The following is a 16,181-nucleotide window of genomic DNA, read 5'->3' as shown; positions in this document are numbered from 1 at the left end:
GCCTCAGCCGCCGCGGCGCATCATGTCGAAGAATTCGACGTTGGTCTTGGTGGCCTTCATCGACTTGAGCACCATCTCCATCGCCTCGATCTCGTCCATGTTGTACATGAACTGGCGCAGGATGCGGGTCTTCTGCAGGATCTCGGGGGCCAGCAGCAGCTCCTCGCGGCGGGTGCCGGAGCGATTGAGCTGGATCGAGGGGAACACGCGCTTCTCGTAGAGCCGGCGGTCCAGGTGGATCTCGCTGTTGCCGGTGCCCTTGAACTCCTCGAAGATCACCTCGTCCATGCGGCTGCCGGTGTCGATCAGCGCGGTGCCGATGATGGTCAGCGAGCCGCCTTCCTCGACGTTGCGCGCCGCGCCCAGGAAACGCTTGGGCCGCTGCAGCGCGTTGGCGTCGACGCCGCCGGTCAGCACCTTGCCGGACGAGGGCACGACGTTGTTGTAGGCGCGGGCCAGGCGGGTGATCGAGTCCAGCAGGATCACCACGTCCTTCTTCAGCTCCACCAGGCGCTTGGCGCGCTCGATCACCATCTCGGCCACGTGCACGTGGCGGGCCGCCGGCTCGTCGAAGGTGGAGGCGATCACCTCGCCCTTGACCGAGCGCTGCATCTCGGTGACTTCCTCGGGCCGCTCGTCCACCAGCAGCACCATCAGGATGCTCTCGGGGTAGTTGGCGGCGATGGCGTGCGCGATGTGCTGCATCATCACCGTCTTGCCGCTCTTGGGCGGCGCCACGAGCAGGGCCCGCTGGCCCTTGCCGATCGGCGCGATGATGTCGACGATGCGGCCGGTGATGTTCTCTTCGCCCTTGAAGTTGTCACGCTCCAGCTTCATCTGTTCCTTGGGGAACAGCGGCGTGAGGTTCTCGAACATGATCTTGTGCTTGTTCTGCTCGGGCGGCAGGCCGTTGACCTTGTCGAGCTTGGTCAGCGCGAAGTAGCGCTCGCCGTCCTTGGGCGTGCGCACCTCGCCTTCGATCATGTCGCCCGTGTGCAGGTTGAAGCGCCTCACCTGCGAGGGCGAGATGTAGATGTCGTCGGTGCTGGCGGTGTAGCTGGTGTCCGGGCTGCGCAGGAAGCCGAACCCGTCGGGCAGGATCTCCAGCACGCCGTCGGCGAACACCTGCTCGCCGGCGCGGGCGCGCTTCTTGATGATCGCGAACATCAGCTCCTGCTTGCGCATGCGGGCGGGGTTCTCGATCTCGAGCTCTTCGGCTTGCTTGAGGACTTCGGAGACGTGGAGCGCCTTGAGTTCGTTCAGATGCATGGCTGCGGCTGCGGTGGGTGCGCCCCGGGGCGGGGCTGTTTTTGGGCTTGTGGGGGTGGGTCTTTGGCCAAGGCGGAAGGCGCCTTGCAGACCGGGGAACTCGGGACGCTGCCGCCGGCGTTGCGGCGGGTCAGCAGGGAAATTATAGGGGCAGCGAAGCAGGCCGGGGAGCGGCCCCGGCGGCCGTGGAGCCGGCGCCCGGCGGTCAGCCGAGCTGCTGGTCCAGGAAGGCGGTCAGTTGCGCCTTGCTCAGGGCGCCGACCTTGGTGGCGGCGAGCTGGCCGTCCTTGAACAGCATCAGGGTCGGGATGCCGCGGATGCCGAACTTGGCCGGGATGTCGCGGTTCTCGTCGACATTCATCTTGGCGATCTGCAGCTTGTCCTGGTAGGAGGCGGACACCTCGTCCAGGATGGGCGCGATCATCTTGCACGGGCCGCACCACTCGGCCCAGTAGTCCACCAGCACGGGCTTGCCGGCCTTCAGGACGTCGGCTTCGAAGCTCGCGTCGGAGACATGCTTGATGAGGTCGCTGGCCATGGGGAAATCCTTTCTCGTCGGCGAGGTGCCGTGCCGTTGTTGTCGGGGCTATTTTTACAGAATCCGGGCGACCGCACGGCGCGCGGGGGGACCGTTGCCGGGCTTTGGTCGGGGCCGGGTGCTGCCTTGCGCCGTCCGGGCACAATCGCCGCCCAAATGAGCGCATCCCCGCACCCATGACGCCGTTGCTGCGGCGCCGCAGTCTCGGCACCTACCTGGCGGTCGCCTCGACGCTGCTGTCGGTGCTCCTGACCATCGTCCTCGGCGCGGTGGGCGACCACACCGCCAGCAAGCAGATGCGCCTGAGCATCGGCAACCGGCTGGCCGAGCTGGCGCTGCAGACCGCCAGCCGGATGGACCGCGCCACCTACGAGCGCCATCGCGAGGTGCAACTGATGGCGCAGCGCCTCGGCCCGGAGCGCGACGGGCGGGTGGTGGCGCGTGAACTCGGCGCCATGCAGGCGAGCTACCGGCACTACGCCTGGCTCGGCGTCACCGACGCGGCCGGCCGGGTGCGCACCTCCAGCAGCGGCCTGCTGGAGGGCGCAGACGTCTCCGGCCGGCCCTGGTTCCGGGAGGCGATCGAGGGCCGCCATCTGGGCGACGTCCACGAGGCGGTACTGCTCGCCCGCGCGCTGGGCAAGCCTGCCGGCCGCACGCCCCCGCGCTTTTTCGACATCGCCTTCCCGATGCATGACCCGCGGGGCCGGCTGCTGGGCGTTCTGGGTGCCCACGTCTCCTGGGAATGGGCCAGGGATGTGCGCAGGACCATCTTCACCCCCGTGGACCCGAACAGCAGCGTGGAGCCGTTGATCGTGTCGCGCGCCGGCGAGGTGCTGCTCGGGCCGGCCGACCTGGAAGGCCGGCGCCTGGACCTTCCGAGCGTGGCCCATGCTGCGCGCGGCGCTTCGGGTCACGACGTCGAGACCTGGCCGGACGGGCGCACCTACCTGGTCGGCTACGCGCGCACCCAGGGCTTCGAGCAGTCGCCGGGCCTGGGCTGGTCCATCCTCGTGCGGCAGGAGCTGAAGCAGGCCTACGAGCCCGTCGCGCACCTGCGGCAGCAACTGCTTCTCTGGGGCGTAGGGACGACCTTGCTGTTCAGCCTGGCTGGCTGGCTCGTCGCACGCTGGATCACCCGGCCGCTGCTGCAGGTGGCGCGCGGGGCCAAGACGCTGGAGGCCGGCGGCGCACCCGCTCTCGACGTGCCGGCGTCGGCCTACCGCGAGGTGCACGTGCTCGGCGGCGCGTTGTCGTCGCTGATGCGCAAGCTGCGCGACAACGAGGACAACCTGCGCGAACTCAACGCCGGCCTGGAGAAGCGGGTCGAGGAGCGCACGGCCAAGCTGCGCCTGGCCTACGAGCAGGTGCGGGCGAACGAGCAGCGCATCCAGGTGATCCTGGAGTCCGCGCAGGACCCGTTCCTGGCGTTCGACCTGCAGGGGCGCGTGATCGAGTGGAACAGCCGGGCGGAAAGCCTGTTCGGCTGGACCCGCGAGGAGATCCTCGGCAAGTCCGTCGCCGAGACGCTGGTGCCGGCCCGCTTCGCCGGTTCGTTGCGCAAGGCGTTCGAGGCATTCGCCCGCGGCGACCGGCCGACGATGATCCAGGCGCCGTTCGAGCGAATCATGGTCGACCGCCTGGGGCGCGAGGTCGAGGTGGAAGCGCGGGTGGGCCTGGTGGACACCGGCCCGCACCGCTTCTTCGCCGCCTTCGTGCACGACATCTCGCAGCGCAAGGAGGTGGACCGGCTCAAGAGCGAGTTCGTCTCCACCGTCTCGCACGAACTGCGCACGCCGCTGACGGCGATCCATGGCTCGCTGCAGCTGCTGCAATCGGGCATGGCGGGCGATCTGCCCGAGGACGCGCGCGAGCTGGTGGCGCTGTCGGCCCAGAGCTCCGAGCGGCTGGTGCGGCTGGTCAACGACGTGCTGGACCTGGAGCGCATCGCGTCGGGGCGGATGCAGTACGCGATCCAGCCCTGCCTGCTCTCGTCCGTGGCCATGCACGCGATCCGCGACGTCCAGCCGCTGGGCGAGACCGCCGATGTGCGCGTGCTGCTGGAGGCGGCCGAGCCGCTGACCGTGCTGGGCGACTTCGACCGGCTGGTGCAGGTCGCGATCAACCTGCTGGCCAATGCGGTCAAGTTCTCGCCGCCGGGCGGGGTCGTGCGGGTGTCGGTCCGCCGCGAGGGCAACGCCGCCCGCTTCGGCGTGGTCGACCACGGCGCCGGCGTGCCGGAGGGCTTTCGCACGCGGGTGTTCGAGCGCTTCGCCCAGGCCGACAGTTCCGACCGCCGCCAGCGCGGCGGCACCGGCCTGGGCCTGAGCATCTGCCGCGCGATCGTGGAGGCGCACCACGGCCGCATCGACTTCACCAGCGAGCCGGGCGTGCGCACCGAGTTCTTCTTCGAGATCGCGGTGCAGGAGTGACCGGTCAGGAGTCGCCCAGTCCCTTGCGCTTCATCGCGCCCCACTGGGATTCGCGCTGGGCCGCCCAGCGGTACAGGCCGACCAGCCGCCACCAGCTGTTGATCTGGCGGTAGCCGAAGTTCTCCAGCACCACCACGGCGGCCAGCACCAGCAGGTGGCGTCGCCGCGGGTAGACATGGAAGGCGATCTCCTCCAGCAGCAGGCCCGACGCCGACAGCAGGATGCCCAGCCCGATCGCCAGGAACAGGAACACGGCGAAGGCCTGCCAGGAGACCAGGCCCGCCGCGAAGGCCACGGCCATGAAGACGTAGCCGGCGAGTTCGACCAGCGGCCCCAGCCACTCGAACGCCAGCATGAACGGAAAGGCCACCCAGCCGGGCGTGCCGCCGCGCCGGCTGAACATCAGCTGCCAGTGCGCGGACAGGCTTTCCGACAGCCCGCGCTGCCAGCGGATGCGCTGGTTGGCCAGGGTTTGGCGGTCCTCCGGCACCTCGGTCCAGCAGACCGGGTCGGGCACGAACTCGATGCGGTAGTCCACGCCCTGCTCGCGCAGCACGCGGTGCAGCCGCACCACCAGCTCCATGTCCTCGCCGATGGTCTTGGGGCGGTAGCCGCCGGCCTCCACCACGACGTCGGTGCGGAACACCCCGAACGCGCCCGAGATGATCAGCATGCCGCCGATCTCCGACCAGCCCAGGCGCCCGAACAGGAAGGCGCGCAGGTACTCGACCACCTGGAACAGCGCCCACGGGTTGCGCGGCAGGCCCACGCGGGTGAGCTCCCCTGCCTGCACTTTGCAGCCGTTGGCCACCCGCACCGTGCCGCCGCTGGCCACCATGCGCGGGTCGCGCAGGAACGGCCGCACCACGCGGCGCAGGCTGTCGCGGGCCAGCAGCGAATCGGCGTCCACGCCGCAGAACAGCGGATGCCGCGCCACGTTGATGCCGGCATTGAGCGAGTCGGCCTTGCCGCCGTTCTCCTTGTCGACCACGCGCAGGTTGGGGTGCAGGCGCGAGCGCCAGATGCCGCGCACCGGCCGGGTCGGCAGGCGCGGATTGACGGCCTCCGGGAACGGGACCAGGTCGAACTGTTCGCGCAGGACCTGCAGGGTGCCGTCGCGCGAGCCGTCGTTGATGACCACGATCTCGAACTCCGGGTAGGCCAGCTGCAGCATGGAGCGCAGCGAGGCCGCGATGGTGGCTTCCTCGTTGTAGGCCGGCACCAGCAGGCTGATGGCCGGCTCCAGGCCGGTGAAGGCCTGCGGCAGTTCGTCCACCGCCCGGCGGTGGAAGTCGCGCCGCAGGCTGGCCAGGGCCAGCAGGCTCAGCGCCAGGTAGCCCAGGTTGAGCAGGGCGAAGTAGACGAGGACGAACCAGGTGGCGAACTCGACGGCCAGGCGCGCGCTCACGACCGTTCTCCGGTCGCCATCTCGGCGATCACCTGCTGCAGCACCGGGCCGCCGGCGTTGCTGGTGGCCGCCAGTGCCCGCAGCCGGGCCTCCTGCACGAAGGGCAGCGCGGCGAGTGCGCGCGCCGCCGTCAGCCGGACCTCGAAGCGCTCGTCTTCCAGGCGGCGCTCCAGCAGCGGCAGCTCGTCGGCCACGGCGAAGCGCGCCAGCGCCGCGACGGCCGCTTCGCGCACCTGCCAGTCGGGGTGCTCCAGCAGCCTGATGATCGCCGGCGCCAGGGCGCGGCGCGCGGCCAGCGGCACCGCCGCGCGGATGACGGGTGCCGGCCAGGTCGCCTGCAGCATCGGGCGCAAGGCGGTGTCGGGCAGCTCCAGCCGCAGGGCGCCGGCCAGCTGCAGCCCGCGTGCCACCTGCGCCGGCGGTGCCCCCGGCAGATGCCGGGTCAGCGCCAGCCAGAACGCCTGGCGGGCGCCGCCGAGGAATTCGCCCACGCGGCTCACGTCCCAGTCGGTGCGCCCGAGCAGCAGCGGCAGCAGCTGGCGCACGCCTTCCAGCGGATCGATCTGCACCAGGGCCCGTGCGGCGCTCACCGACAGCAGCGGATCGCGGCTGTGCGTGGCCCGCAGCAGCACCGGCCAGGCCGGCTGCCACTGCAGCCGCCCGAGCGCCAGGGCCGCCAGCACCCGGTCGGTGTCCGAGCCGCGGGCGAGCAGGCGGGTGCCCCAGCGCGGCATGTGCAGCGCGAGCGCCGCCTCGTTCAGCCGCTGCGCCGCCTCGCCGCGCAGCGATTCATGCAGGTAGAGCCACAGGCGCAGGAAATGCCGGCGGTCGCGCCGGTGCAGCGGCGGCAAGAGCGCGCCGGCGGCTTCGGTCGCCGAAACGGCAGCCAGCAGCTGCGGACGCCAGTGCGCGATGAAGGCCTGCCAGCGGGCCTGGGCGCCGCGCGTGTTGGCGCGCAGCGCCAGGATCAGGACCGCCAGCAGCAGGACCAGCACGGCGGACACGGTGCCGGCCCACGCGGCCAGGATCAGGTAGGGGTCAGAAAGCCAGCTGAAGGCCAAGCGTGGCGCCCGTGCGGGTGTAGAAGCTGCCCTGGCGGGTGCGGTTCACGCCCCACAGGAGCCAGCGGTTCGGACCCAGCTCCTGGCGGCCCAGCAGCGCGACCGAGCGCACGTCGGCCAGCGCCACCTGCCCGGGGCCCAGCGCCGTGGCCTCGTCCCCGCGCGCGAGGATCAGGCCCAGCGAGCTGTCCTGGCCGTAGTAGTAGTGGCCGCGCAGCTCGACGGTCCGGGTGCCCTGGCCGAGGGCCCGCGCCGGGCTCCACGCCGCCAGCACGCTGAACGGGCCGAAGTATTTCTCCAGCGCCAGCCGCAGGACGTTCACCTCGGCGTCGTTCGCCTCGTAGCGCACGTGCCGGGCGCCCGCCTGCGCCAGCCAGCCCGGCGCGAACTCGTACTGCAGCTGCCCGCCCAGGGCATGGCGCGGCAGGACGCGATGGCTGGGGCTGATGCTGGCCTGCACGCTGGCCGTCAGTTGCGGGTTGACCGGCGTGCTCCAGCCGAGGTCCAGCCGCGTGTCTTCCAGCCCGAAGCGGCGCGTGTGCACCAGGCCCAGTTCGGCGACCTGGCGCGTGCTCCAGTGCCGGCTGAGCACCACGCCGGCTTCGTTCCAGTCCGGCTGGCCGCGGTCGAGGCGGCCATGGTCGGCGAGGAACAGCACGCGATCCTGCGGGGCCGGGGCTGCAGCCGGTGCCTGGGCGTTGGCCGCCAGCGGCACCAGCAGGGCCAGGAGAAGGCAGGCGGCGCGCATCACGCCGGGGTCCGGATCAGCCGGCGCAGGCGAGCCAGCAGTTCCTGGGGCTGGAACGGCTTGACCACGTAATCGTCGGCGCCGGCCTCGAGGCCGCGGATGACGTCGCGTTCCTGCGTCTTGGCGGTGAGCATGACCACCGGCACGCGCTCCCATCCAGGCTGGGCACGCAGCAGGCGCAGCAGCTGGAAGCCGTCATGGAACGGCAGCATCACGTCCAGCAGCGCGCAGGCCGGCGGCGGCAGGGTCTCGATCAGTTCCTTGCCCTGGCGGCCGTCGGCGGCGAGATGGACCTGGAAGCCGTTGCGCGCCAGCATGAACTGCAGGAGGTGCGCGATGTGTTCGTCGTCTTCGACGACGAGGACGGGCAGGAGAGGGGACGGTCGGTCGTCGGCCATGCAGGCAGTGAGGCGGCAAAGTTGCGCGCGACTCTACCATCGAGGTGCGCGCAATTGCGCTCAGAACTGCTGGCGGTAATAGAGCGTCGGGTTGCCGTCCTTTCGACGCAACAGGATGCGGGCGCCGTTGTCCAGTTGCAGGCCGATGGCGCGCAGCTCGGTGGTGAAGCCGCTGCGCGGCGGCGCTAGTTTCATCTCGAGGCGCGCGCCGTACAGGGGGTCGCGCTGCTGGATCTGGCTGATCGCGTCGAAGGGCTGGCGTGGCAATCGGCGCCAGGCCGTGATGTCGACCATCTTGTCCGCGGCCAGCCGCGCCCGCCAGCTCAGGCCGATGTCGTCGCCGGTGTGCCAGGGCAGGGTGGAGGGCAGCGAGGGCCGCAACGTCAGCGCCAGCGGCGGCAGTCTCGGCGGCTCGGCCGCCGACAGCGGGTTGTCGAAACCCTGTGCGGACGCCGCCGACACGCTGCATGCGAGAACCCAGAAGACGAGGGGCGGCGCACCCGGCGTGCGAGCCTGCGGGGTTCGGGCCGGGAAAACCCAGTGGCGCATGGCAACCTCCCTCGGATGCGAGGGCAGTGTCGGCGTGGCTCAGCGCGGAGATTTGTAAGACGCGTCCAACGACGGCTGTCAGCGTCCGGCGCGGCGTCGGCGGCGCGCGGACGGCGTGCGATGCGCGATCGGAAGAAGGGGAAGTTGACGAGCCTTACCCCCGGCACTGGCTCCGCAGTTAGGGCTGCTTGGTTCCCCACCTGACCCGGTTGGCCGCTTCACCATGCGGGGAGGCCCGTCAGGGTCGATTGTAGGCGAGCCGGCAGGCGAGCGGCGCCGAAGAGCAGGGTGACCCCACCCTTAGAATCGCCGCGATGTCCTACCTCGTGCTCGCCCGCAAGTACCGGCCGAAGACCTTCGGCGAGATGGTCGGCCAGGAGCACGTGGTGCAGGCGCTCTCCAACGCGCTGGCCCAGCAGCGGTTGCACCATGCGTACCTGTTCACCGGCACCCGCGGCGTGGGCAAGACCACGGTCTCGCGCATCCTGGCCAAGTCGCTCAACTGCCAGGGCCCGGACGGCACCGGCGGCATCACGGCCACGCCCTGCGGCGTGTGCCAGGCCTGCACCGACATCGACGCCGGCCGCTTCGTCGACTACACCGAACTGGACGCCGCCTCCAACCGGGGCGTCGACGAGGTGCAGTCGCTGCTGGAGCAGGCGGTCTACAAGCCGGTGCAGGGGCGCTTCAAGGTCTTCATGATCGACGAGGTGCACATGCTCACCGGGCATGCGTTCAACGCCATGCTCAAGACGCTCGAGGAGCCGCCCGAGTACCTCAAGTTCGTGCTGGCCACCACCGATCCGCAGAAGGTGCCGGTGACGGTGCTCTCGCGCTGCCTGCAGTTCAACCTGCGGCCGATGGCGCCCGAGACTGTGCACGAACACCTGGCCCACGTGCTGGCCGCCGAGGGCGTGCCGGCGCAGCCGCCGGCGCTGCGCCTGCTGGCGCGGGCGGCGCGCGGCTCGATGCGCGACGCGCTGTCGCTGACCGACCAGGCCATCGCGTTCGGCGACGGCGCGCTGCAGGAAGAGGCGGTGCGCCAGATGCTGGGCAGCGTCGATCGCAGCCACGTGTTCCGCCTGGTCGAGGCGCTGGCCGCGGCCGACGCGCGCTCGGTGCTGGAGCTGGCCGACGCGTTGCGCACGCACGGCCTGTCCGCCGCCGGCGCGCTGGAGGAGATGGCCGCGGTGCTGCAGCGCATGGCGGTGGTGCAGGCGGTGCCCGATGCCGGCGACCCGGCCGATCCCGACCAGGTCGAGATCGCGCGGCTGGCTGCGCTGATGCCGGCCGACGAGACGCAGCTGCTCTACACGATGTGCCTGCATGGCCGGGCCGAACTCGGCCTGGCGCCCGACGAGTACAGCGGCCTGTCCATGGTGCTGCTGCGCTTGCTGGCCTTCAAGCCGGGCACGGCCGCGGCCGCGGCGGAAAAAAAAACTCTGAAGCCAGCGCCGTCGGCGCCTGACGAGCGCACGGCGGCAGCGCCGGCGATGCCTGTGGCACCTGCACAGGCCGCCGCCCCCGCCCCCGCCCCCGCACCCGCCCCCGCACCCGCACCTGCACCTGCACCCGCACCCGCACCCGCACCTGCGCCTGCGCCTGCGCCTGCGCTCGCACCTACACCCCCACAGGTCCAGCCGCCGGTGGCCCGGACCCCCTCTTCAGAGGATCGGCCGCCCGCAGCCTCAGCCGCACCGGCGGCATCGCCCGTGACGGCGCCAAGCCCAAGCCCGGTTGCCCCGTCCCCCACGCTGCCGCCCGGCCGCGTGCTGCCCGTGGTCGAGCCGCCGTCGCGCGTGCCGGCGCGACCCGCGGCCGAGCGGCCGCTGGCCAACGGACAGGTGATGGGCATGCCGGTGCGGATGCAACCGGAGTCGGCGCGCGACGCCGCGGCCCCCGCCACCAGCTTCGTGCCGAGCGAGGAGGGCGATTTCTGGCATGCCACCGTCCAGCAGCTGGCGGCGGCCGACGCCATCACGGCGCTGGTGCGCGAGCTCGCGCTGCAGTCGCAACTGGTCGCGCGCGACGAGGGCCACTGGCTGCTGCGTGTGGAGCGCGAATTGCTCAACCAGGGCAACTCGCGCGAGCGCCTGCAGACGGCGCTGCGCGCCGCCGGCCACGAGGTCACGCTGGGCGTGGAGATCGGCGCCGTCACGGACAGCCCGGCCCGCCGCAACGCAGCGGCTGCCGCCGAGCGCCAGCGCCAGGCCGAGGAAACCGTGCAGAACGATCCGTTCGTGCAGCAACTGGTGCGCGACCTGGGCGCGCGGGTCGCGCCGGGCGGCATCCGGCCCACCTGACGGGCACAATTCACGCATTGCGCGGCGCCATGCCGCAAGAAGGAAAGCCACATGTTCAACAAGGGACAACTCGCCGGCCTGATGAAGCAGGCCCAGGCCATGCAGGACAACCTGAAGAAGGCCCAGGACGAACTCGCCCACATCGAGGTGACGGCCGAGTCCGGCGCCGGCCTGGTCAAGGTCACCATGACCTGCAAGCACGACGTCAAGCGCGTGGAGATCGACCCCAGCCTGCTGGCCGACGACAAGGACATGCTGGAGGACCTGGTGGCCGCCGCCTTCAACGCGGCCGTGCGCAAGGCCGAGGAGACCTCGCAGGAGAAGATGGCCAAGATCACCGCCGGCATGCCGGGCCTGCCCGGCGGCATGAAGTTCCCGTTCTGACGCAACTGCAGATCGTGCCGCGCGGCCGCGTTCCCGTGATGCGCTCGTGCGCCAAACCGCTTGGCTGACTCCATCCTCAACGCCCTGGTCGAAGCCCTGCGCCGGCTGCCCGGCGTGGGCGTGAAGTCGGCTTCGCGCATGGCCTACCACCTGCTGCAGCACGACCGCGAGGGCGCACAGCTGCTGGCGCAGGCGCTGCAGCAGTCGGTGGCGCGCATCCGCCACTGCAGCCTGTGCCACACCTTCACCGAGGACGAGGTCTGCGCCACCTGCCGCGACCCGCAGCGCGATGCCAGCAAGCTGTGCGTGGTCGAGACCCCGGCCGACCAGGCCGCGGTGGAGCGCACCGGCGCCTTTCGCGGGCGCTACTTCGTGCTGATGGGCAAGCTCAGCCCGCTGGACGGCATCGGCCCGCGCGACATCGGCCTGGGCAAGCTGTTCGACCGCGCCACCGACGGCGTGGTGCAGGAAGTGATCCTGGCCACCAACTTCACCGCCGAGGGCGAGGCCACGGCGCACGTGATCGGCGAGGCACTCAAGCAGCGCGGCCTGGCCGTGACACGCCTGGCGCGCGGCGTGCCGGCCGGCAGCGAGCTGGAATACGTCGACCTGGGCACGATCGCCCACGCCCTGGTCGACCGCCGATGATGGTCCACCCCGAAGCGGCCTGCGGCTGCTCCCCCTCGAGGGGAGCCACCCGCGGCCCGGCAGAGCCGGTTCCGCGATGGCCGCTGGCATTCCCCTCGGCTCCACGCTTCGATGCGCAGGCAGCGCCTTCTGCCTGGAAAGGAACATAGTCAGATGGGACCGACGCGCTTCACCGTGGCCTACTGGTGCGTGCTGGTGGCCGCCTTGCTGCCGTATGCCTGTGCCTACCTGGCCAAGGCAGGTGGCCTGGGCAAGCCGCGCAGCCAGGGCGGTTTCGACAACCGCGACCCGCGCGGCTGGCTGGCACGGCAGACCGACTGGCGCGCCCGCGCCAATGCCGCGCAGGCCAACAGCTTCGAGGCGCTGCCGCTGTTCATCGGCGCGGTGATCATCGCCCACCAGCTCGGCGCGCCGCAGACGCGCATCGACATCCTGGCCGTGCTGTTCGTCACGCTGCGCGCCATCTACATCGCGATGTATGTGGCCGGGCTGCCGACCGTCCGCTCGGCCGTCTGGGCCGGCGGCCTGCTGGCGAACCTGGCCATCCTGTTGTCGGCGGTGAGATAACGCGCGACTTGCGCGCACTTCCGGCGCATGCGTCGCCGCGCTGCCGTCGTGCCGTTACGTGGAAACCCGCACGGGATGTTCCGGATGCGATCCACAGGGGTGCTGCTAACCTCGCCTGAGCTGCTTCAGAGAGGATTCCCGCAATGAAAAGCACCATCACGCGCCGCAGCTTCACGCTGGCGGCCACTGCCGCTGCCGCCGTCCTTGCGGCTCCCGCGTTGCGCGCCCAGAACCGGCTGGAGAAGACCAAGGTGTCGATCGCCGTGGGCGGCAAGGCGGCGTTCTACTACCTTCCGCTGACCATCGCCGAGCAACTGGGCTACTTCCAGGCCGAGGGCCTGGAGGTCGAGATCTCCGACTTCGCCGGTGGCTCGCGCTCGCTGCAGGCCCTGATGGGCGGCTCGGCCGACGTGGTCAGCGGCGCCTACGAGCACACCATCAACCTGCAGAGCAAGAACCAGTTCATCCAGTCGATCGTGCTGATGGGCCGGGCGCCGCAGATTGCCGTGGGCGTGTCCACCAAGGCGGTGCCGGGCTACAAGTCGGTGGCCGACCTGCGCGGCAAGAAGATCGGCGTGTCGGCGCCGGGCTCGTCCACCAACATGGTGGCCAACCTGGTGCTCTCGCGCGCCGGCCTGAAGGCCAGCGACGTCAGCTATGTCGGCGTGGGCACCTCCGCCGGCGCGCTGACGGCGCTGCGCTCGGGCCAGATCGACGCCATGAGCAACACCGACCCGGTGATGACCATGCTCGAGCAGAAGGGTGACGTGAAGATCATCAGCGACACGCGCACGCTCAAGGGCACGCAGGAGGTGTTCGGCGGCCCGATGCCGGCCGCCTGCTTCTACACGCACAACGAGTTCGTGCAGAAGAACCCCAACACCTGCCAGGCGCTGGCCAATGCGGTGGTGCATGCCCTCAAGTGGCTGCAGACGGCCGGCCCCAGCGACATCATCAAGACGGTGCCCGACGCCTACCTGCTGGGCGACCGGGCGCTGTACCTGGCTTCGTTCAACAAGGTGCGCGAAGCGATCTCGCTCGACGGCGTGCTGCCCGACGAGGGTGCGAAGACGGCCCTGCGCGCGCTCGCCAGCTTCGTGCCCACGATCAAGGGCGAGCGCATCGACCTGGCCAAGACCTACACCAACGAGTTCGCGCGCCGGGCCAAGGAAAAGTACAAGGCCTGACCCCCGCGCTCCGGCAAGCCGGCCTCCGGGCCGGTTTTTTTCGCCCGCGCGGGCTCTTCCGTTTGGTAGTCTTTGCCCCCATGCCGCACGCGCTCGAACTGCAGGACATCACCGTCACCTTCCGCTCCAAGGACGATCCCGGCCAGCGTTACACCGCCGTGGCCGGCACCACGCTGCACGTCGCCGCCGGCGAGTTCGTCTCGGTAGTGGGTCCCACCGGCTGCGGCAAGTCGACGCTGCTGAACGTGGGTGCCGGCCTGCTGCAGGCGTCCTCCGGCCAGGTGCGCGTGTTCGGCGAACCGCTGGCAGGCCTGAATTCGCGGGCCGGCTACATGTTCCAGACCGAGGCCCTGATGCCGTGGCGCAGCGCCCTCGACAACGTGATGGTGGGCCTGCAGTACCGCGGCCTGCCGGACGCGCAGGCGCGCGAGCAGGCCAGGGCGTGGCTGGCGCGGGTCGGCCTGGGCGGCTTCGAGGACCGCTACCCGCACCAGCTCTCGGGCGGCATGCGCAAACGCACCGCGCTGGCGCAGGTGCTGGCGCTCGACCCCGACATCATCCTGATGGACGAGCCCTTCTCGGCACTCGACGTCCAGACCCGGCAGCTGATGGAGAACGAGGTGCTGGAGCTGTGGGCCGCCCGGCGCAAGGCGGTGCTGTTCATCACGCACGACCTCGACGAGGCGATCGCCATGAGCGACCGGGTGGTGGTGCTGTCCGCCGGGCCGGCCACGCACCCGATCGGCGAGTTCGCCATCGACCTGCCGCGCCCGCGCGACGTGGCCGAGGTGCGCAACGACCCGCGCTTCGTGGAGCTGCATGCGCGCATCTGGGGCGTGCTGCGCGAGGAAGTGCTCAAGGGCTACGCCCAGCAACTGCAGAAGGCCGCATGAGCATGTGGAGCGCCATCCGTCCCAACGAGAAGAACCTGCGCGCCTGGCAAGTGGCCGTGCTGGTGCTGGTGCTGGCGATCTGGCAACTCGCCTCGCGCAACGAGCAGACCGCCTTCTTCATCGGCGAGCCGGTCAAGGTGGCCGGCCGCATCTGGTCCTGGTTCCTGCCGTTCGGGCTGCCCGTCAATGCGCTCTTCCCGGAGGGCCTGGAAGGCCGCGCCGACATCTACGTCCACCTGGGCGTCACGCTGCTGGAGACGGTGCTGGCCTTCGGCATCGGCACGCTGATGGGGCTGGGCTTCGGGCTGTGGCTGGCGCTGGCGCCTACGGCCAGCGCGATCCTGGACCCGTACGTGAAGGCGGCCAACTCGATGCCGCGCGTGATCCTGGCGCCGATCTTCGGGCTGTGGTTCGGCCTGGGCATCTGGAGCAAGGTCGCGCTGGCCGTGACGCTGGTGTTCTTCATCGTGTTCTTCAACGTGTACCAGGGCGTGCGCGAGGTCAGCCCGGTGGTGCTGGCCAATGCCCGCATGCTCGGGGCCAACCAGCGCCAACTGCTGCGTACCGTGTACCTGCCGAGCGCGACCAGCTGGGTGTTCTCCAGCCTGCACACGTCGGTGGGCCTGGCCTTCGTCGGCGCCGTGGTGGGCGAATACCTGGGCTCGGCCCGCGGCGTGGGCTACCTGATCCTGCAGGCCGAGGGCACTTTCGACGTCAACACGGTGTTCGCCGGCATCGTGGTGCTGACCGCGTTCGCGCTGGTGCTGGATGGGCTGGTAGGCCGCATCGAGCGGCGCCTGATGAAGTGGCAGCCCAAAGCCGGCGAGACCGAGAAGCTCTAGCGCACGAGCGCCAGCCTCGCGTGGCAACACGTAACGGCTGAAACGGATCCCGACGCGTGAGGGCGTAAGAAGAGTCTGACCCCACACTCCGCTGCAGGTTCGCACCCACCCTGGTGCGGTGGTTCGTTTCACCGTCGGGACAGTCATGAAAGTGGTGTTGTTTTGTGGTGGCCTGGGCATGCGCATCCGCGATGCCGGGAACATGCCCAAGCCCCTGGTCCAGATCGGCCAGCGCCCCTTGCTGTGGCACGTGATGAAGTACTACGCCCACTTCGGACACAAGGACTTCATCCTCTGCCTGGGCTACCGCGCCGACGCGATCAAGGACTACTTCCTGAACTACAACGAGTGCGTCTCCAACGACTTCGTGCTCTCGGGCGGTGGGAAAACGCTGGAACTGATGAGCCGGGACATCGAGGACTGGCGCATCACCTTCGCCGACACCGGCATCTCGTCCAACATCGGGGAGCGGCTCAAGGCCGCCCAGAAGTACCTGGAAGGCGAGGACGAGTTCCTGGCCAACTACAGCGACGGCCTGACCGACCTGCCGATGCCGCAGTACCTGGACGACTTCCGCCGGCAGGGCCGGATCGCCAGCTTCCTATGCGTGCGCCCGAACCTGAGCTACCACGTGGTGTCGCTGCAGCAGGGCAGCAACCTGGTCTCGGGCATCCACCCGATCAACAACGGTGACGTTCGGATCAACGGCGGCTTCTTCGTCTTCCGCAAGGAGATCTTCGAGTACATGAAGGACCGGGAGGAACTGGTGGAGGAGCCGTTCCGGCGGCTGGCCCGCGACCAGCAGCTGCTGGGCTACGTGTACGACGGCTTCTGGGCGAGCATCGACACCATCAAGGACAAGCAGCAGCTGGAGAGCCTCTACTCGGGCGGTACCGCGCCGTGGGAGCTCTGGCGCTCCTGCGGAACGGCCGCCCGCGCCGCGCATTGATCGGC

At 70.2% G+C, this 16,181-nt stretch carries 16 protein-coding genes and 1 other RNA gene; 9 read left to right on the top strand and 8 right to left on the bottom strand.

Going from position 1 to position 16,181, the window contains the following annotated elements; genetic code table 11:
• Positions 1 to 3 precede the first annotated feature (3 nt).
• Both rho and trxA read right to left on the bottom strand, forming a co-directional pair.
• Positions 4 to 1,269 (bottom strand): transcription termination factor Rho, encoded by a 1,266-nt coding sequence (gene rho, locus PE066_RS01445; RefSeq protein WP_271234788.1) that lies wholly within the window; start codon positions 1,267 to 1,269, stop codon positions 4 to 6.
• Between the two features lie 205 nt (positions 1,270 to 1,474).
• Positions 1,475 to 1,807: a thioredoxin TrxA gene (trxA, locus tag PE066_RS01440; RefSeq protein WP_271234787.1), complete on the bottom strand. Its 333-nt coding sequence runs from the start codon at positions 1,805 to 1,807 to the stop codon at positions 1,475 to 1,477.
• Positions 1,808 to 1,983: 176 nt separating this feature from the next.
• On the opposite strand from trxA, the gene PE066_RS01435 reads away from it, so the two are divergent.
• Positions 1,984 to 4,239 carry a sensor histidine kinase gene (locus PE066_RS01435; protein WP_271234786.1) on the top strand — a complete coding sequence of 752 codons (2,256 nt, stop codon included), beginning with the start codon at positions 1,984 to 1,986 and terminating at the stop codon, positions 4,237 to 4,239.
• Between the two features lie 4 nt (positions 4,240 to 4,243).
• Here the strand turns inward: PE066_RS01435 and PE066_RS01430 are convergent, their stop codons facing one another.
• From PE066_RS01430 to ffs, 6 genes are all read right to left on the bottom strand, one after another.
• Positions 4,244 to 5,647 carry a glycosyltransferase family 2 protein gene (locus PE066_RS01430; RefSeq protein ID WP_271234785.1) on the bottom strand — a complete coding sequence of 468 codons (1,404 nt, stop codon included), beginning with the start codon at positions 5,645 to 5,647 and terminating at the stop codon, positions 4,244 to 4,246.
• Positions 5,644 to 6,708, bottom strand: a complete 1,065-nt coding sequence (locus PE066_RS01425) for a HEAT repeat domain-containing protein (protein ID WP_271234784.1) — start codon at positions 6,706 to 6,708, stop codon at positions 5,644 to 5,646. The genes PE066_RS01430 and PE066_RS01425 overlap by 4 nt, the downstream gene beginning before the upstream one ends.
• Positions 6,686 to 7,456: a YaiO family outer membrane beta-barrel protein gene (locus tag PE066_RS01420; protein WP_271234783.1), complete on the bottom strand. Its 771-nt coding sequence runs from the start codon at positions 7,454 to 7,456 to the stop codon at positions 6,686 to 6,688. Before PE066_RS01420 ends, PE066_RS01425 begins: the two co-directional genes overlap by 23 nt.
• Positions 7,456 to 7,854 (bottom strand): response regulator, encoded by a 399-nt coding sequence (locus PE066_RS01415; protein WP_271234782.1) that lies wholly within the window; start codon positions 7,852 to 7,854, stop codon positions 7,456 to 7,458. The genes PE066_RS01420 and PE066_RS01415 overlap by 1 nt, the downstream gene beginning before the upstream one ends.
• Before the next feature lie 60 nt (positions 7,855 to 7,914).
• Positions 7,915 to 8,403 (bottom strand): hypothetical protein, encoded by a 489-nt coding sequence (locus tag PE066_RS01410; protein ID WP_271234781.1) that lies wholly within the window; start codon positions 8,401 to 8,403, stop codon positions 7,915 to 7,917.
• Between the two features lie 143 nt (positions 8,404 to 8,546).
• Positions 8,547 to 8,643, bottom strand: an RNA gene (gene ffs, locus PE066_RS01405) — signal recognition particle sRNA small type.
• Between the two features lie 74 nt (positions 8,644 to 8,717).
• Here ffs and dnaX point away from each other — a divergent pair.
• The 8 genes from dnaX to PE066_RS01365 all read left to right on the top strand — a co-directional run bounded on the left by dnaX (position 8,718) and on the right by PE066_RS01365 (position 16,176).
• Complete coding sequence (gene dnaX, locus PE066_RS01400) at positions 8,718 to 10,706, top strand: DNA polymerase III subunit gamma/tau (RefSeq protein ID WP_271234780.1); 1,989 nt, start codon at positions 8,718 to 8,720, stop codon at positions 10,704 to 10,706.
• Positions 10,707 to 10,757: 51 nt separating this feature from the next.
• A complete protein-coding gene (locus tag PE066_RS01395; protein ID WP_271234779.1) occupies positions 10,758 to 11,090 on the top strand; it encodes a YbaB/EbfC family nucleoid-associated protein in 333 nt (110 codons plus the stop codon).
• Between the two features lie 60 nt (positions 11,091 to 11,150).
• The gene (gene recR, locus PE066_RS01390; RefSeq protein WP_271234778.1) at positions 11,151 to 11,738 is read left to right on the top strand and encodes a recombination mediator RecR; all 588 of its coding nucleotides are present in this window, start codon (positions 11,151 to 11,153) and stop codon (positions 11,736 to 11,738) included.
• Between the two features lie 153 nt (positions 11,739 to 11,891).
• Positions 11,892 to 12,305, top strand: coding sequence for an MAPEG family protein (locus PE066_RS01385; protein WP_271234777.1), 414 nt, complete (start codon positions 11,892 to 11,894; stop codon positions 12,303 to 12,305).
• 143 nt (positions 12,306 to 12,448) lie between these two features.
• Positions 12,449 to 13,492, top strand: a complete 1,044-nt coding sequence (locus PE066_RS01380; RefSeq protein ID WP_271234776.1) for an ABC transporter substrate-binding protein — start codon at positions 12,449 to 12,451, stop codon at positions 13,490 to 13,492.
• A gap of 80 nt (positions 13,493 to 13,572) precedes the next feature.
• Entirely contained in the window at positions 13,573 to 14,385 is an 813-nt protein-coding gene (locus tag PE066_RS01375) for an ABC transporter ATP-binding protein (protein WP_271234775.1), read from the top strand.
• A 2-nt stretch (positions 14,386 to 14,387) separates the two neighbouring features.
• Positions 14,388 to 15,227 carry an ABC transporter permease gene (locus tag PE066_RS01370; protein ID WP_271236481.1) on the top strand — a complete coding sequence of 280 codons (840 nt, stop codon included), beginning with the start codon at positions 14,388 to 14,390 and terminating at the stop codon, positions 15,225 to 15,227.
• A gap of 202 nt (positions 15,228 to 15,429) precedes the next feature.
• The gene (locus PE066_RS01365) at positions 15,430 to 16,176 is read left to right on the top strand and encodes a glucose-1-phosphate cytidylyltransferase (protein WP_271234774.1); all 747 of its coding nucleotides are present in this window, start codon (positions 15,430 to 15,432) and stop codon (positions 16,174 to 16,176) included.
• Positions 16,177 to 16,181 lie beyond the last annotated feature (5 nt).

Origin of the sequence: Ramlibacter tataouinensis (assembly GCF_027941915.1) — a bacterium.
GTDB classification, from domain to species: domain Bacteria; phylum Pseudomonadota; class Gammaproteobacteria; order Burkholderiales; family Burkholderiaceae_C; genus Ramlibacter; species Ramlibacter tataouinensis_C.
Note: the sequence above shows the minus strand (reverse complement) of the source record. Positions and strands in the feature narration are given on the sequence as shown.

What these genes read in the sequence shown, in the direction of transcription:
- rho (WP_271234788.1), bottom strand. Translation starts at nt 1,269, where the DNA reads ATGCATCTGAACGAACTCAAGGCGCTCCACGTCTCCGAAGTCCTCAAG.
- PE066_RS01420 (WP_271234783.1), bottom strand. Translation starts at nt 7,456, where the DNA reads ATGCGCGCCGCCTGCCTTCTCCTGGCCCTGCTGGTGCCGCTGGCGGCC.
- PE066_RS01410 (WP_271234781.1), bottom strand. Translation starts at nt 8,403, where the DNA reads ATGCGCCACTGGGTTTTCCCGGCCCGAACCCCGCAGGCTCGCACGCCG.
- PE066_RS01385 (WP_271234777.1), top strand. Translation starts at nt 11,892, where the DNA reads ATGGGACCGACGCGCTTCACCGTGGCCTACTGGTGCGTGCTGGTGGCC.
- PE066_RS01375 (WP_271234775.1), top strand. Translation starts at nt 13,573, where the DNA reads ATGCCGCACGCGCTCGAACTGCAGGACATCACCGTCACCTTCCGCTCC.
- PE066_RS01415 (WP_271234782.1), bottom strand. Translation starts at nt 7,854, where the DNA reads ATGGCCGACGACCGACCGTCCCCTCTCCTGCCCGTCCTCGTCGTCGAA.
- PE066_RS01370 (WP_271236481.1), top strand. Translation starts at nt 14,388, where the DNA reads ATGTGGAGCGCCATCCGTCCCAACGAGAAGAACCTGCGCGCCTGGCAA.
- PE066_RS01365 (WP_271234774.1), top strand. Translation starts at nt 15,430, where the DNA reads ATGCCCAAGCCCCTGGTCCAGATCGGCCAGCGCCCCTTGCTGTGGCAC.
- PE066_RS01435 (WP_271234786.1), top strand. Translation starts at nt 1,984, where the DNA reads ATGACGCCGTTGCTGCGGCGCCGCAGTCTCGGCACCTACCTGGCGGTC.
- PE066_RS01380 (WP_271234776.1), top strand. Translation starts at nt 12,449, where the DNA reads ATGAAAAGCACCATCACGCGCCGCAGCTTCACGCTGGCGGCCACTGCC.
- PE066_RS01395 (WP_271234779.1), top strand. Translation starts at nt 10,758, where the DNA reads ATGTTCAACAAGGGACAACTCGCCGGCCTGATGAAGCAGGCCCAGGCC.
- trxA (WP_271234787.1), bottom strand. Translation starts at nt 1,807, where the DNA reads ATGGCCAGCGACCTCATCAAGCATGTCTCCGACGCGAGCTTCGAAGCC.
- dnaX (WP_271234780.1), top strand. Translation starts at nt 8,718, where the DNA reads ATGTCCTACCTCGTGCTCGCCCGCAAGTACCGGCCGAAGACCTTCGGC.